Source organism: Buttiauxella noackiae ATCC 51607 (assembly GCF_001654865.1).
In the GTDB taxonomy this organism is placed as follows: Bacteria; Pseudomonadota; Gammaproteobacteria; order Enterobacterales; family Enterobacteriaceae; genus Buttiauxella; species Buttiauxella noackiae.
Window position 1 is genome coordinate 28,011 of sequence record NZ_LXEO01000009.1, and the last position, 15,945, is coordinate 43,955.

Consider the following 15,945-nt stretch of genomic DNA (forward strand, 5'->3'; position numbering starts at 1 on the left):
AAGCGTGCTGGCAAAACGTGCGCTGAGTATTGTCGGAGGGCTAGCCGTAATCGGTTGGCCCTTTGCCGTCTGGTTAGCCCTTTCATATCCAAAATTACACATTTTGCTGCCTGTTCTGGCGTTGTGCTTTGTGCTGCGCTTGTGCGCATTGCGTGGCAAAACGGGTGCTTTGAGCCGCGCGTTCAAAGGGCTGGCTATTGCGGGGGCGGTGTTATCACTTGCCAGTATCTGGATGCGTGAAGCGCAGCTTTTGCTGTGGTATCCGGTGGTGGTCAATATGGTGATGCTGGCACTATTTGGCGCTTCGCTTTGGAGTAAGCAGTCTTTGATTGAACGACTGGCTCGCTGGCGTGAAGGGGATCTGCCACCTGCGGGCGTGCGATATACCCGCCGAGTAACGCAAGTGTGGTGCATTTTCTTTATCCTCAATGGCAGCATGGCGCTATTGACCTGTCTTGCGGGTAACATCCACTGGTGGACGTTGTGGAATGGGATGGTGAGTTACCTGTTAATGGGCGCGTTATTTACCGGTGAATGGTTGGTGAGGCAGCGGGTGAAACGTCGCTATGAATAATCCTTTACCTCTAAAGCTATGGCTAAGCGGCCGCAATCCGCAACATGTTGTGGCATTTGAAGGGCCGCAGCTTTGGACGCAGGCCGATTTAATCAATGATGTTCAGCGTATTTATGGCTGGCTAAAAACACAGCCGGGCGATCGCTGGGCGCTTTGTCTTGATAACAGCTATGCCTTTATTGCCGCGCTTTTGGCGACACTGCATGCGGGTAAAACCCCTGTGATCCCCGGGCATTGCCGGGAAGCCCAGCTTCAAGAGCAGCAAATGCATTTTTGCGGAGTCATTAGCGATGCGCCGCTCAACCTCAGTTGCCCGGTGATTAACCCGCAAACCCTGGCGTATACGGCAGTTCAATCCTTCGAACCGGTTTCTGCCGATGCTGGCGTGGTGCTATTTACCTCAGGTTCTACCGGTGAACCGGCGCAAATCTTCAAAACGCTACAAGCGCTGGATGAAGAGATTGCCTGGCTTACGGCATTGTGGGGCGAACAGATACGCGATTGCCGCGTGTTGGGCTCGGTATCGCACCAGCATCTCTATGGTTTTACCTTCCGTGTGATGCTGCCAATGGCGCTTGGTCTTGCCAGTGATGCTGCAATGATTCACTTCCCTGAGCAACTGTTGGCGCATTCGACCCATCCTTTATTGTTTATCAGCAGCCCGGCATTTTTAAAGCGCCTCGATGCGAACCTCGCGGCTCCAACTTTTAAACGCGTGATTTCCGCCGCCGGGAAACTCGATGACGATACCGCACAAAATGCCCGGGCATGGCTTAAAACACCGGTATCAGAAATTTATGGCACCACCGAAACCGGTGTGCTGGCGTGGCGGCAACATTCGCAAATCTCGCCCGAATGGCAGCCTTTCCCGGAAGTGCGTTTTACCCCGCAGGGTGATGGCTGGCAGGTTGAGTCAGCATTGATTCATCGCCGTTGCGTGCAGTTGGACGATATTCTCGAATTTAGCCCGCAGGGGAGTTTTCGTTTATTAGGTCGCCGCGATCGCATCGTAAAAATCGAAGAAAAGCGTATTTCGCTAAGTGAAATTGAACGCCGATTACTGGCGCTACCCGGTATTGAGGATGCAGCAGTCGTTCCCATTACGCGCGGTAACCGAATTGCGCTGGGTGCGGTGGTGGTTGCTTGTGAACAAACGGCTAACAAACAACTCTGGCGTGAAGCACTCCGCGCCTGGCTTGAGCCAATAGCCATCCCGCGTTACTGGCGTGTCGTCGAGCTTATTCCGCACAATAGCCAGGGCAAGCGTTCATGGGTGCAATTACAGGAGTTATTTAATGAAACCCGTTGAGTTACAGCGCTCGCAACCCGAAGCAGGAAAACTGTGCCTACGTTTAGCTGTTCCAGCGACGGTAGGCTGGTTTGCTGGCCATTTTCCCACTCAACCATTATTACCCGGCGTGGCGCAGCTCGATTGGGTTATGGTTTACGGAGCCATACTTGCACCGGGAATGCGCTTTTGTTCGATTGATAGCGTTAAATTCCAACGCCCGATTGTGCCGGGAAATGAACTTGAGCTGAATCTGCAATGGGATGCCACGCGCAATGTACTGAGTTTCACTTATACCCTGGTAAACGAAGAGGGTAGGGTTGCTGCCAGCAGCGGGAAAATTAAGCTATGTCCATAACGGCCACCGCTTTTCGCCCTTGTGTGGTGATCCCATGTTATAACCACGGCGCGACAATGGCGGGCGTGCTGAAACGTCTGCAACCTTTTGCTCTGCCGGTCATTATTGTTGATGACGGTAGCGATGCTGTAACAAAGCAGGAGCTGGCACAATTAACCGGAGTCACCCTCATCTCTTTGGAAAGCAATCGGGGAAAAGGGGAGGCAGTTATTACCGGCCTTAAAGCGGCGTCACAGGCAGGGTTTACCCATGCTATTCAACTTGATGCTGACGGGCAGCACTGTATTGAAGATGTGCCACGTTTTTTAGATGAAGCGCGCACGCATCCTGGTTGCCTCATTTCTGGAATGCCGGATTACGATGATTCAGTTCCAAAATCGCGTCTTTACGGGCGCTATGTCACGCATGTTTGGGTGTGGATTGAAACTCTGTCACTGTCGTTAAAAGACAGCATGTGTGGGTTCCGCGTTTATCCGCTGGTGGCGACACTTGCGGTTATTGCCAAACATTCCCCAGGTAAAGGGATGGATTTCGATACCGAAATTATGGTGCGTTTATATTGGGCGGGAACCGACAGCCGGTTTTTGCGCACGCGCGTGATTTACCCGGTCGATGGCGTGTCGCACTTTGATGCATTGCGCGACAACCTGCGCATATCCTGGATGCACACGCGGCTGTTCTTCGGCATGCTGCCACGCATTCCAGCATTGCTTATTCGCCGTCGCCAAAGCGCGCACTGGGCGCAGGTGCCGGAGCGCAAAGGGCTGGCGGGAATGCGCTTAATGCTCAATATCTACCAGCGCTTAGGGCGTCGTGCATTTAACGCGTTGCTTTATCCGGTGGTGGCCTGGATGTGGCTTACGGGTGGTACACAGCGTAAGGCATCACAGCAGTGGTTAGCTCAGGTTCGCCAACAGGCGCAATGTCTGGGCGTAACGCTGCCTGCGGGGTTAAACAGCTATCGCCATTTCTTACGCTTTGGCGATGCAATGCTGAATAAAATTGCGGCCTGGCGCGGCGATATTCTCTGGGGTAGGGATATTGAATTTGCCCCCGGCAGCCGTGAAGTTTTACAACCGCAGGCCGGGCAAGGAAAATTAATCCTCGCCGCACATCTGGGTGATATCGAAGCGAGCCGCGCGCTGGCTCAGGTTGAGGCAGGGCTTGTGATTAATGCGCTTGTCTTTACCGACCATGCCCAGCGCTTTCGTCAGATTATTGAAGAAATTGCTCCACAGGCCGGTGTGAATCTGCTGCCGGTTAGCCATATTGGCCCGGAAACTGCCATGCTTTTGCAAGAAAAACTCGATGCCGGAGAGTGGGTAGCGATCGTCGGTGATCGGGTTGCCGTTAATACGCAACGTGGCGGCGAGCGGCGCGTATGCTGGAGCCCGTTTATGGGCAACCGGGCTCCTTTCCCGCAAGGGCCGTTTATTCTTGCCGCCGCATTACGATGCCCGGTCATTCTGATGATGGTTTTGCGAGAACAGGGAAAATTGCGCATCCACGCTGAGAATTTTGCCGATCCATTGGTGTTGCCGCGTGCAACCAGGCAGCAAGCATTACAAGAACATATTGATAATTACGCGCGCCGTCTGGAGTGTTATGCACTGCGTTCGCCGCTCGATTGGTTTAATTTTTATGATTTCTGGCAATTACCACCAGAAAAGGAGTCCGGATGTTAAATGACCCACGTTTTACTGTGGAGGTCAGCATCAAAGTCCCGTTCCATGATGTCGATGCGATGGGGGTTGTGTGGCACGGCAACTATTTCCGCTACTTTGAGGTGGCGCGCGAAGCATTGCTCAACCAATTTGATTATGGCTATCGTGCCATGAGTGAGTCTGGTTATGTCTGGCCAGTGGTCGACACGCGAGTTAAATACCGTGATACGGTGAAATTTGAACAGCAGATTCTGGTGCGAGCCACGGTAGTTGAGTATGAAAACCGCCTGAAAATCGGCTATGAAATTGTGGATGCCCAAAGTGGCAAACGCACCACATCGGGTTACACCATCCAGGTTGCCGTTGAGGCAACAAGCGGAGAACTTTGTTTCGTCTCTCCTCAGATACTTTTTGAACGCATGGGCTTGAGTCATGAATAAGATTATTTTGATGGCCTTGCTGTGTATCAGCTTTATGGCAAACGCAATTACCCTCGATGACGTGCAACGCAGCTTTGCATCACAGCCGGTGGTGCGGGCTAAATTCCAGCAAGACCGCCAGATTAGTGGGATGGCGCAACCGTTGCATTCCAGCGGTGAAGTATTGATCGCTAAAAGCAAAGGTTTGTGGTGGCAGCAACAGCACCCATTCCCGATGACGCTGGTGCTTGATGATAGCCATATGGTGCAGATAATGGGCAGTCAGGCCCCGCAAATCATTACCGCGGATAGCAACCCGCAAATGTTCCAGTTCAATCATTTGCTACGCGCTCTATTCCAGGCCGACCGTAAAGTACTCGATGAAAACTTTTCCAGCGCCTTTACCGACCAGGGCAATGGCAAATGGCAACTGGTATTAACGCCGACTACCACGCCACTCGATAAGCTGTTTAGCACGATTACACTGGAAGGCGATAAATACCTTAACCGCATTGCGCTGAATGATTTGCAGGGCGATTTTACCGAAATCACCTTTAGCGACCACCGACCAAATCCACCAAAGTTGACTCATGAAGAGCAGCAGCGCTTCGCTTTCTAATATGCATCGTCGTCTCGCATGGGGCTGGTTTGCGATAGTCGCTCTGCTGGTGGTGTTGCTCGCAACTTTGTTGCCAAAGGCGCGCCTCGACAGCAGTGTGCTGTCGCTGCTGCCCGCCAGCAGCCTCGGTAACATCCCACTACAAATCGAGAACGGTTTTCTGCAACGTCTCGATAGGCAAATGATGTGGATGGTCAGCCCCGGTAATCACCCCGATCCATCTGCCGCACAATGGTGGCAAACGCAACTGCAACAGCAGCCTTTCCTGGAGGGTGTGCAGGGGCCGATGGATGCAAAGGGCCAGCAGGAGTGGGGGAAGTTCTACTTCGATCATCGCAACGGCCTGGTTGATAACCAGACGCGCAGTCGTTTGCAAAATGGTGGTGAAGCTCAGGCACAGTGGGTATTGTCGCAACTCTACTCGGCGTTTTCAGGCGTTAGTGGTAAAGAGCTGACAAACGATCCGCTGATGCTGGTGCGTGGGTCACAACTGGCGCTGCAGCAAACGGCCAGTCAAATGCGATTGATGAACGGCTGGCTGGTGGCACGTGATAAACAGGGGCGTTACTGGTATTTGCTGCACGGTGAACTGAAAGGTTCATCGTTTGATATGCAGCAGGGGCGCGAAGCGGTTGAGCAACTGCAAGCCTTGCAGCAAAACCTGAAACAGCACTTCCCGCAGGCTGAAGTGATGTCGCGTGGCACACTTTTCTACAGTGATTATGCAAGTCAGCAGGCAAAGCATGATGTTTCAACGCTTGGCCTGGCGACGGTGATTGGCGTGTTGCTACTGGTGCTTGCGGTGTTTCGTTCGGTACGACCTTTACTGCTGTGTGCTACATCGGTTGCTATCGGAGCACTGGCAGGCACCGCTATCACTCTACTTTTCTTTGGTGAACTGCACCTGATGACGCTGGTGATGAGCATGAGCATAGTTGGTGTTTCGGCCGATTACACGCTCTATTACCTCACTGAACGCATGGTGCATGGCAGTGAAAACTCGCCCATCTCAAGCTTACGAAAAGTGCTTCCTGCTTTACTGCTGGCGCTCGCGACAACCGCTATTGCCTACCTGATTATGATCCTCGCACCGTTCCCCGGCATTCGCCAACTCGCCGTCTTTGCCGCCAGTGGTTTAATTGCCTCCTGCATGACGGTGGTGTGCTGGTATCCGTTCGCGGTGCGCGGTTTGCCCGTCAGACCGGTGCCGTGCCGCCGGGTGCTCACTGCCTGGCTTGACGCATGGCAGAACAGAAAAGCGGTACGCGTTGGGGTGCCGCTCGCCTTGCTGGTGGTTAGCCTCGCGGGAATTGCATCCTTAAAAATCAATGACGATATCGCCAGTTTCCAGGCATTGCCGCAGGATCTGGTACGTGAAGAGCAGGCTATTACCGCTTTGACCGGGCAGGGGATGGACCAGAAATGGTTCGTAGTTTATGGCGACACTGCCGAGCAAACGCTGCAACGGTTGGAAAAGTTGGCTCCTGAGCTTGCAGAGGCTAAAAAACACAAAGTTATCGATAGCTATCGCCTGATTCCGTTAGCCTCTCTTGAACAGCAACAGGCGGATTTGCATCTGCTGCGCGAAGCCGCCCCCATATTGCAAAAACGCCTCGCTGAAAGCGGTGTTCCGGTGACAGCCCCCAATTTACAGCAGATGGCAGTGACCCCGGATCTTTGGCAAAAGAGCGTGATCAGTAGCGGCTGGCGTTTACTGTGGTTATCGCTGCCGAACGGTAAAAGTGGTGCACTGGTGCCGGTAAATGGTGTTCAGAATAGCGAGTTACTTGCCAACATTGCGGCAAAATTGCCGGGGGTAAATTGGGTCGATAGAAAAGTGATGTTTAACGAATTATTCAGCCATTTCCGTAGCTTGTTGACCATTTTACTGGCTGCGGCAGTGGTGGCGATTGCCAGCAGTTATGTACTGCGACTGGGTGTAAAACGCGGACTAATAAGTGTTGTACCTTCACTGTTATCGCTCGGTTGTGGGCTTGCAGCACTCGCCTTCAGCGGACATACATTAAACCTGTTCTCGCTCCTGGCGCTGGTGTTAGTCCTCGGGATTGGTATCAATTACACGCTGTTCTTTAGTAACCCACGCGGCACCCCGTTGACGTCGCTTCTGGCAATAAGTGTGGCATTGCTGACCACACTCTTCACATTAGGCATGTTGGTCTTTAGCCAGACCCAGGCCATCGCAAGTTTTGGCATTGTGCTCAGTTGCGGCATCTTCTGTGCATTCCTGACCGCCCCCTTAGCCCTACCTACTCAGGGAAAGAGAGAATAATGAAAATACTACCTACACTGGCATTGTTACTTGGCTCCTTACTATTGAGTGCGTGCAGCACAACAAAACCAGATAGCTCAAGGCCGCAGGCCTGGTTAAAAGCCGGCATTTTAGTGACGTTGCCCCCACCTGGAATTTCGCCGTCAATTACCCAACAGCAATTGCTGACTGCGCAAGTCAAAGGTAAAACTCAATCATTGATGGTGTTGCTCAATGCCGATCAGCAGAAAATCATGCTGGCTGGCTTGTCGCCGTTAGGGATTCGTTTATTCCGCTTGACCTATGACAGCCAGGGCGTGAAAACAGAGCAGTCAATGACGTTGCCAGAATTGCCTCCAGCAAGTCAGGTTCTTGCCGATATTATGTTGAGCTACTGGCCGATAAGCGCCTGGCAGCCGCAGTTACCTAAAGGCTGGACATTAAAAGATATCGATTCCCGACGCGAACTACGAGATGGCCAGGGGGAGTTGATTGAGACAATCCATTATCTGATGCGTAACGGCAGTCGTCAGCCGGTGAGTGTGCACCACCATCGTTTCGGTTATGTCATCAGTATTCAACATCTGGACAGCTAATTATGATTACTCTATCTGCTGCCGGAATGGTCAACGCGTTGGGTAACAACCTTGACGAAATCGCAGCAAATTTACAGGCCAATACGGCACCAGGTATGGGGCCAGATACCGATGGCTGGTTGCAGCAGGGCGAATGTTGGGTTGGACGTATTATTGACGAACTGCCAGAAATAGCGCCAGAAATGGCCCGGTACAACAGCCGAAATAACCGTTTGTTATTGGCAGCGCTGGCGCAAATTCGCCCGCAGGTGGATGACGCCATTGCACGATATGGAAACGAACGCGTGGCAGTCATATTGGGAACCAGTACTTCAGGGCTTGATGAAGGTGACCGTATGGTCAGCGGTAACCATGAAGGGACTCCGCCAGCTTCTTATTATTACGGCCAGCAAGAGCTTGGCGATCCTTCACGTTTTCTGAGCGACTATCTACAACTTTTTGGCCCGGCATTGACGATTTCAACCGCCTGTTCTTCCAGCGCCAGGGCGATAATTACCGGCAAACGGCTGATTGAATCGGGCATGGTGGACGCCGCGATTGTGGGTGGCGCAGATACCCTTAGCCGGATGCCCATCAACGGTTTCAATAGTCTGGAATCATTAAGTGACGTGCGTTGCAAACCGTTTAGCGCCGAGCGCAAAGGTATTACTATCGGTGAAGCAGGTGCGTTGATATTGCTGACGAAAGAGCCGGGGAAAGTCTGTTTACTGGGTGTCGGTGAGTCGTCAGATGCCTGGCATATGTCGGCTCCGCATCCTGAAGGTGTGGGCGCAATCCGTGCGATAGAGATGGCGCTGCGCGAGGCAAAACTCGCCGCTACCGATATTGGCTATATTAATATGCACGGCACTGCCACGCGTCTGAATGACGAAATCGAGGCCAAAGTGGTGAATCAACTTTTTGGCGAAAGCGTGCCGGCCAGTTCCACTAAACACCTTACCGGGCATACGTTAGGCGCTGCGGGTGCTTGTGAAGCGGTGCTCTGTTATTTGCTGTTAGAGCGCGACTTACTGCTACCTGCGCAAGATTTCACTGACGCGCATCAAGACATGAGCCTTGCGGCCTGTGGTCTACTCACCGCGCCACAACCATTCCTCAAACCGATAATGCTTTCGAACTCATTTGCTTTTGGCGGCAATAATGCTTGCCTGATTTTTGGAGTTTCACATGACTGATTTTCTTGCCCCACACCACTACTTGCCGCACGAAGCACCCATGTGCTTGCTCGAATCGGTAGTGGCGGTGGAACAAGAAAGTGCGCATTGTCGGGTAACGGTGAGCAACCTCGGTGTGCTTGCACCTTTTCTTGATGCCGAAGGCAATTTACCGGGCTGGTTTGCTATCGAACTGATTGCCCAGACGGTCGGCGTGTGGTCAGGCTGGCATGCGAAAAAAAACGGTGAAGAAGAAAGCCTGGTCGGAATGCTGCTGGGTGGGCGTGGTATACGCTGCCCGGCAGGCGTTTTCCCGCAAGGTGCGGGACTGGAATGTCATGTCACGCTGCTGATGCGCGATAACAAAATTGGTAGTTTCGAAGGACAAATTCTCGCGGACGGCAACGTACTGGCGAGCGGGCGAGTTAATACATATCAGCCTGATAATAATGAATTAAAACAATTATTTTGATGAGATAGCAAGATGACACAGACGGTATTAGTAACCGGCGCCAGCAAGGGGATTGGCAAGGCGATTGCCCTGGGGCTTGCCGCCGACGGATTTGCGGTGGTGGTGCACTACCATCGTGACGAAGCGGGCGGACAACAAACACTTGAGCAAATTAAGATTCAGGGCGGAAAAGGGCGCGTGATGCAGTTTGATAGCTCAGACCGTAGCCAGTGCCGCAGCGTTATTGAAGCGGACATCGAAACCCACGGCGCGTACTGGGGCGTGGTCAACAACGCCGGGATCACGCGTGACGGCGCATTCCCCGCGCTCAGCGATGACGACTGGGACGGCGTGATTCGTACCAATCTCGACAGCTTTTACAACGTGATCCAGCCGTGCGTGATGCCGATGATTGGCCTGCGCAAAGGCGGGCGTATTATTACGCTTTCTTCGGTTTCCGGCCTGATGGGCAATCGTGGCCAGGTGAACTATAGCGCCGCAAAAGCGGGCATTATTGGTGCGACGAAAGCGCTGGCTATAGAACTGGCGAAACGCAAAATCACCGTTAACTGTATCGCACCGGGCTTGATTGATACCGGCATGATTGAAATAGAAGAGGCGGCGCTAAGTGAGGCGATGCGCATGATTCCATTGCAACGCATGGGCAGCCCTGAAGAAGTGGCAGGACTTGCGCGTTATTTAATGTCACCGCTTGCAGGTTATGTCACGCGCCAGGTTATCTCCATCAACGGAGGTATGTTGTGATTAAGCGTGTAGTCGTAACCGGAATGGGTGGCGTGACCGCTTTTGGCACTAACTGGCAGGATGTAGCTGCGGGTTTGAAGTCTGGTAAAAACGCGGTTCGCCATATGCCAGAGTGGCAAGTTTACGATGGGCTGAACACCATGCTCGGTGCGCCGGTCGATAATTTTACTTTGCCGGAGCACTACACGCGAAAGCGTATTCGGGCGATGGGGCGCGTTTCTCTGCTTGCGACAAGGGCAACGGAACTTGCATTAATTCAGGCGGGGTTGCTCGACGACCCCATTCTCACCAGTGGTGAAACCGGTATTGCCTACGGATCTTCGACCGGTAGCACCGGGCCGGTGAGCGAGTTTGCCACCATGCTCACTGAAAAACATACCCGCAATATTACCGGTACGACCTATGTGCAGATGATGCCGCATACCGCCGCGGTCAATACCGGATTGTTTTTTGGCTTACGTGGACGCGTTATTCCCACCTCCAGTGCTTGCACCTCCGGTAGTCAGGCGATTGGTTATGCATGGGAAGCGATTCGTCATGGCTATCAGACCGTAATGGTCGCGGGTGGTGCAGAGGAATTGTGCCCGTCGGAAGCGGCAGTGTTTGATACGCTGTTTGCCACCAGCCAGCGCAACGACCAGCCGCAAACCACGCCATCGCCGTTTGATATGAAGCGCGACGGACTGGTGATTGGTGAAGGTGCGGGTACGTTGATCCTTGAAGATCTCGATCATGCGTTGGCGCGCGGCGCGACGATCTACGCGGAAATCGTCGGTTTCCATACTAACTGCGATGCCGCGCATATCACGCAGCCGCAGAAAGAAACCATGCAAATCTGCATTGAACGCGGCCTGTGTTCGGCAGGGCTTGGGGCTCGGGACATTGGTTATATTAACGCCCATGGCACCGCAACCGATCGCGGTGACATTGCTGAAAGTCACGCGACCGCGGCAATTTTTGGTGCCAATACGCCTATCTCTTCATTGAAAAGTTACTTCGGCCATACGCTTGGTGCCTGCGGCGCGCTGGAAGCGTGGATGAGTATCGAAATGATGCGTGAAGGCTGGTTTGCCGAAACGCTGAATTTGACCAGGCCGGACGAGGCGTGTGGCGAACTGGATTACATCATGGGCGAAGCGCGCAAGATCGACACGGAGTTTGTGCAGAGTAATAACTTCGCCTTTGGTGGCATTAACACCTCGCTAGTTCTGCGTCGTTGGCAGTAATGGATTACCGGCTGGCGTTTGGCGATGTGGCGCGTTTATCTGATGACGCGCTGGTCAAATGCTGGCTTTCGCCAGAGTTAGTGGCGGCAGCACCAGCCGGAAACCGTCGCCCTGTCTGGCTTGCGGGAAGAGTTCTGCTGGCGATGTTGGCAGAAAAAAAAGTGCTACCGCTGCTGGAAACAGGGCCTAATGGTAAACCTCAGCATCCAGAACTGCCGCATTTTAATATCAGCAATAGTGCGACGAGTGTCGCGGTGCTACTGGGCGACAATGCGGTGGGTTGTGATATAGAACTGTTGCGCTCTAGAAAGCGTTATCTGGCCGTGGCGCAGCACAGTTTTACGCCGGAACTTTACCGCTGGCTGGAAAATTTACCCACAGATAACCAGCTACCCGCTTTCTGGAAATTATGGACTGCTCATGAAGCGGTGGTGAAACAGCAGGGCGGCACGGTGTGGCAAATCCCTGCGCTGAATTTGCCGCTGGAAACGCTATGCCCACCGGGCCGCCATCTGATTCATCTTTGTGTTCACAACACGCTAATTGCTTGTTGTGGCGAGGTTTCGTTTCCGGATGATTTTTCTCCGACCCTCATCATTGTCTGATTTTGTCGGGTGGCGCTGGCGCTTACCCGACCTACCAAAGGCTGTTGTAGGGTGGATAAGCGAAGCGCCATCCACCGCTACACATCCACCGTTCTTTTACTCCTTCAATGCCCAGATGTGATAAACCCCATCGATAAGTTCGGCACCTTCCAGCTCTTTCTCAAAACCGGGGAATTTCTCTCCCCACTGGGCAATACTACGGATGTATTTCAGCCATGGACCGTCCGCTGCACCGAAGCTTTCACCCGGCATTACAATTGGAATGCCCGGAGGGTAGGGAATTACGCCGACTGCAGAAATACGGTTCGGTAATTGGTCGATAGGTAAATGGTCTGCTTTGCCTGCCATATGTTGTTGGAAGGCAATGCGCGGGCGTGTTACCGGCACCGGAATATTACCGAACGCCTCCGCCTGTAGTTTGTCCATCTGGCTGGTTTTCATGTAGTTAAACATCTCATCGCACAGATCTTTTAGCCCCATTCCCGCATAACGCGCGGCATCAGCACTGATAAGATCGGGCAAGCAGCGTTTGAGCTGCGTGTTGTTGTCGTAGTCATCTTTAAACTCCAGCAACACGTTAATCAGCGTGCCCCATTTGCCTTTTGTTACGCCAATAGAGAACAGGCACAGCACCATAAAATCGGTAGTACGCGAAGGCACAATGCCGCGCTCGCCAAGGTATGCTGTCACCATCGCGGCAGGAATACCTGACTCCAGCAGGTTGCCATCATCGCCCATGCCCGGCGCCAGAATCCCCGCTTTAATCGGATCAAGTAAACACCACTCATCTTCCAGTTGCTCAAAGCCGTGCCATTTATCCCCCGGCTTTAATGTCCAGCAGGACGGATCGGTAGTGAGTTGTTCACGAGAAGCTTTGGCAAACGGCACTTGCACACCGGATGCATCGGTGATTGTAGGCGCGTTCCACGGCGAGAAGAACCATTCGCCTTTTTTGGCAAACGCCGCATGCACTTTTGCCAGTGCGAGGCGGAAATCCACCGCTTCGACGATCACTTCTTGCGTCAGCGCCTCACCCTGGCCGCCATCCATCATCGCCGCACCAATTTCGTTGGAAGCAATAATGGCGTACAGCGGCGAGGTGGTGGCCTGCAACATGTAAGATTCATTAAAGCGCGAATGTTCGACCGGTTTTTTGCCGTTACGGATATGGATGTAAGACGATTGCGACAGCGCTGCCAGCAGTTTGTGCGTGGAGTGTGTAGCAAAAACAGTCGGCCCGTTGCTGTCGAAATCCTTCGGATCGCCGCGCATCGCAAAGCGGCCTTTGTACATTGGGTTGAAACGAGCATAAGCATACCAGGCTTCATCAAAGTGAATCTGGTCAACGCTTTGCGCCAGCAATTCTTGCGCCGCTTCCGCGTGGTAACACATGCCGTCGTAGGTGCAATTGGTGACCACCGCATACACCGGTTTATCGCTGACAACTTCATGTTTTAACGGATTGGCGTCAATCGCCGCACGAATACTTTCGGGGGTAAATTGCCGTTTGGGAATAGGCCCGATTATGCCAAAGCGGTTGCGTGTCGGCACAAAATAGACCGGCAGTGCGCCGGTCATCACTAACCCTTGCTCGATGGATTTATGGCAGTTGCGGTCGCAGAGCGCGATTTCCAGTTCGCCAACCACCGCCTGCATAATGGCGCGGTTCGAACCGGACGTGCCGTTTAAAACCGAGTAACTCCGGTGCGCGCCAAACACTTCTGCGGCATAAGTTTCGGACGCTTTAATCGGCCCGCTATGGTCCAGCAACGAGCCCATGGCGGCGCGTTCAATACCGGTATCTGTGCGGAATAAATTCTCGCCAAAGAAATCGAGAAACTCTCGCCCCACGGCTGATTTAGTAAAGGCCACGCCACCCTGATGCCCCGGTGCGGCCCACGAATATTCAGGGTTTTCCAATGTGTAATTAAACAGAGCCCGGGTGAATGGAGGGAGCAGTTGCTCGTAATAGCGCTGGATTAACGAACGCGCTCGAGCAGCAATAAATTCAGCAGTATCTTCGTGCATCCAGACGAACTCATTCACCAGCCGCATTGAATCGAGCGTCAGCGTATCCACGCAAGAGTGCTCGGCCATCAGTAGCACCGGCACGCTCTTGTTGCGGCGGCGAATAGTTTGCAATAGCGCGAAAGCCTGGCTGTGGGAGGCGTCGTCGTTGCCACCGGAAGTCCAGTCAACAAAGATGCAGCACAGCGAGGCATCGGACGTGACTGTCGCGATGCCGTCTTCAAAGGTTGCCGCCGAAATCACCGCAAAGTTATTTTCTTCCAGCGCTTCGATAAGCTCGGCTACTGCGCGTCCGTTGGCGGTGTTAACGTCCTGAATGCTGCTGTCGACCACCAGAATTTTACGTTTTTGATGGGTGCCTAAATCAAGCATAACGAACTCCTGTTAATCGTTTTAATCGTTAACCACGGGTTTATCCAGCGGGTAGGGGTTTTTATGGCGACGGTTATAGTTGATGGTGTACATCGCGGTAATCACCATGATGGCAACGAACGACCACATCACTTCCGTAGCGCCGGACCCGACGACGGCCCAGATACAGTAAACAAAAGCAATCAGCGTGATGAACAGGAACGGCAGGCGTTGGTTGCCCATATGCCCCTGGCCGACCAGCATTAACGCCGCACAGGTGTAGATATAAGGCACCAGCGTAAAGATAACGGATACCGACGAGACAACGGCGAACTGCGAAGTCGCATCCGGGGAAATACTGGCGAGCTGGAAGATGGTCATCAGTACGCCCACTATCAACAGGCCATAGACGGGCGTCTGGTCTTTATTCACTTTGGCAAAGATCGGCGGGAATAAGCCATCGTCGGCGGCGGCTTTCGCCGTTTGGCCTGCCAAAAGCGTCCAGCCACCAAGACTGCCTAAACAGCCTGCGGCGGCGCAAAACGAAACAATTGCCCCCGCCGTTGGCCCCATCGCCATGCGTGCCGCATCACCAAATGGCGAAGCGGAAACTTTCAAATCAGCGTTGGGGATCATGCCCATAATCGCGGTGCTGGAAAGCACGTAGCAAACTGCGGCGATCAAAACCCCGCCGATAGTCGCGATGGGCACGTTGCGTTTGGGGTTTTTTACTACCGCTGCGGCGACTGACGCACTTTCAACGCCGATGAATGACCACAGCGTCACGCTCAGCGTGCTCTGTATCGCGCCAAACGTCCCCTTACCGCTGACGTTCCAGGCTTCCATGTAGGTATCACTTTTAAACCAGAACCAGCCTAAAACCGCGACGGCGACTATTGGGATCAGCGCCAGAATAGTGGCGACCGCCTGCACGCGAGTGATCATTTTCGGGCCGATAATATTCAGGCCAACGAACAGCCACAGAATAGCGATACAGGTGACGGTCAGTGGCCAGGGCTGGTTTAACATCGGGAAGAAATAACTCAGATAGCCGACGCCAATAACGACCATGGCGACGTTACCAATCCAGCAGGCCAGCCAGTAAAGCAGGTTGGTTTGATAACCGAGGAACGGGCCAAAGGCCCGCCGCGCGTACGCATAAGAACCACCGGGGCTGTCATCGAGAGACGACATTTTGGCGTATACCATCGACAACGACAACGCGCCGATAATCGTCACCATCCAACCAAAAATGGCAATCCCGCCGGTTGCTGCAAGGTTTGCCGGGAGTAGGAAAACCCCGGAACCCATGATATTGCCTGCCACCATTAACATCACCGGGACCAGCCCGACTTTTTGCGCTTCACTAGCCATAGAACCTCTCCTGAATGAAGTAGCTACTGGAATGTTTACGTGCACATTTCAGATCTCATTTTTGCGGCAAAAGCGCCTTGCTCAGGTGCGCCTGCAAATAAAAAGTGCTTCAGGTGTATTGGAACTTTTTTGTAGTAAATGAGAAAAAATCAGAACTTAGGTGATATTGAGAAATCCTTACGAAGTGATATACGTCTGCTGTTC

The 15,945-nt window shown here is 53.1% G+C and carries 15 protein-coding genes; 13 read left to right on the forward strand and 2 right to left on the reverse strand.

The features are described 5' to 3' along the window. Window positions 1-4: 4 nt before the first annotated feature. From M979_RS03650 to M979_RS03710, 13 genes are read left to right on the forward strand one after another with little or no spacing between them, the layout of a single operon-like run. Entirely contained in the window at window positions 5-574 is a 570-nt protein-coding gene (locus M979_RS03650; protein ID WP_245164642.1) for a COG4648 family protein, read from the forward strand. Continuing rightward, window positions 567-1,883 (forward strand): AMP-binding protein, encoded by a 1,317-nt coding sequence (locus M979_RS03655; RefSeq protein ID WP_064553807.1) that lies wholly within the window; start codon window positions 567-569, stop codon window positions 1,881-1,883. Before M979_RS03650 ends, M979_RS03655 begins: the two co-directional genes overlap by 8 nt. Continuing rightward, window positions 1,870-2,220 carry a 3-hydroxyacyl-ACP dehydratase FabZ family protein gene (locus tag M979_RS03660; protein WP_064553809.1) on the forward strand — a complete coding sequence of 117 codons (351 nt, stop codon included), beginning with the start codon at window positions 1,870-1,872 and terminating at the stop codon, window positions 2,218-2,220. The genes M979_RS03655 and M979_RS03660 overlap by 14 nt, the downstream gene beginning before the upstream one ends. Continuing rightward, a complete protein-coding gene (locus M979_RS03665) occupies window positions 2,211-3,905 on the forward strand; it encodes a glycosyltransferase family 2 protein (protein ID WP_064553811.1) in 1,695 nt (564 codons plus the stop codon). The genes M979_RS03660 and M979_RS03665 overlap by 10 nt, the downstream gene beginning before the upstream one ends. Beyond that, window positions 3,899-4,324 carry an acyl-CoA thioesterase gene (locus M979_RS03670; RefSeq protein WP_034456239.1) on the forward strand — a complete coding sequence of 142 codons (426 nt, stop codon included), beginning with the start codon at window positions 3,899-3,901 and terminating at the stop codon, window positions 4,322-4,324. Before M979_RS03665 ends, M979_RS03670 begins: the two co-directional genes overlap by 7 nt. Continuing rightward, the gene (locus M979_RS03675; protein ID WP_064553812.1) at window positions 4,317-4,922 is read left to right on the forward strand and encodes an outer membrane lipoprotein carrier protein LolA; all 606 of its coding nucleotides are present in this window, start codon (window positions 4,317-4,319) and stop codon (window positions 4,920-4,922) included. The genes M979_RS03670 and M979_RS03675 overlap by 8 nt, the downstream gene beginning before the upstream one ends. Continuing rightward, window positions 4,894-7,212, forward strand: coding sequence for an MMPL family transporter (locus M979_RS03680; protein ID WP_064553813.1), 2,319 nt, complete (start codon window positions 4,894-4,896; stop codon window positions 7,210-7,212). Before M979_RS03675 ends, M979_RS03680 begins: the two co-directional genes overlap by 29 nt. Then, window positions 7,212-7,787 carry a DUF3261 domain-containing protein gene (locus tag M979_RS03685; RefSeq protein WP_064553814.1) on the forward strand — a complete coding sequence of 192 codons (576 nt, stop codon included), beginning with the start codon at window positions 7,212-7,214 and terminating at the stop codon, window positions 7,785-7,787. Before M979_RS03680 ends, M979_RS03685 begins: the two co-directional genes overlap by 1 nt. 2 nt (window positions 7,788-7,789) lie before the next feature. Beyond that, window positions 7,790-8,962, forward strand: coding sequence for a beta-ketoacyl-[acyl-carrier-protein] synthase family protein (locus tag M979_RS03690; RefSeq protein WP_064553815.1), 1,173 nt, complete (start codon window positions 7,790-7,792; stop codon window positions 8,960-8,962). Then, window positions 8,955-9,413: a hotdog family protein gene (locus tag M979_RS03695; protein ID WP_064553816.1), complete on the forward strand. Its 459-nt coding sequence runs from the start codon at window positions 8,955-8,957 to the stop codon at window positions 9,411-9,413. Before M979_RS03690 ends, M979_RS03695 begins: the two co-directional genes overlap by 8 nt. A 12-nt stretch (window positions 9,414-9,425) precedes the next feature. Continuing rightward, window positions 9,426-10,157: a 3-ketoacyl-ACP reductase FabG2 gene (locus tag M979_RS03700; RefSeq protein WP_064553817.1), complete on the forward strand. Its 732-nt coding sequence runs from the start codon at window positions 9,426-9,428 to the stop codon at window positions 10,155-10,157. Then, window positions 10,154-11,383, forward strand: a complete 1,230-nt coding sequence (locus M979_RS03705; protein ID WP_064553818.1) for a beta-ketoacyl-ACP synthase — start codon at window positions 10,154-10,156, stop codon at window positions 11,381-11,383. The genes M979_RS03700 and M979_RS03705 overlap by 4 nt, the downstream gene beginning before the upstream one ends. After that, window positions 11,383-11,988: a 4'-phosphopantetheinyl transferase superfamily protein gene (locus M979_RS03710; RefSeq protein ID WP_064553819.1), complete on the forward strand. Its 606-nt coding sequence runs from the start codon at window positions 11,383-11,385 to the stop codon at window positions 11,986-11,988. Before M979_RS03705 ends, M979_RS03710 begins: the two co-directional genes overlap by 1 nt. Window positions 11,989-12,084: 96 nt before the next feature. On the opposite strand, the gene M979_RS03715 is transcribed toward M979_RS03710, so the two are convergent. Next, window positions 12,085-14,388, reverse strand: coding sequence for an Orn/Lys/Arg family decarboxylase (locus M979_RS03715; RefSeq protein ID WP_064553820.1), 2,304 nt, complete (start codon window positions 14,386-14,388; stop codon window positions 12,085-12,087). Between the two features lie 21 nt (window positions 14,389-14,409). Then, window positions 14,410-15,741, reverse strand: coding sequence for an arginine/agmatine antiporter (adiC, locus tag M979_RS03720; protein WP_064553821.1), 1,332 nt, complete (start codon window positions 15,739-15,741; stop codon window positions 14,410-14,412). Window positions 15,742-15,945: the final 204 nt, after the last annotated feature.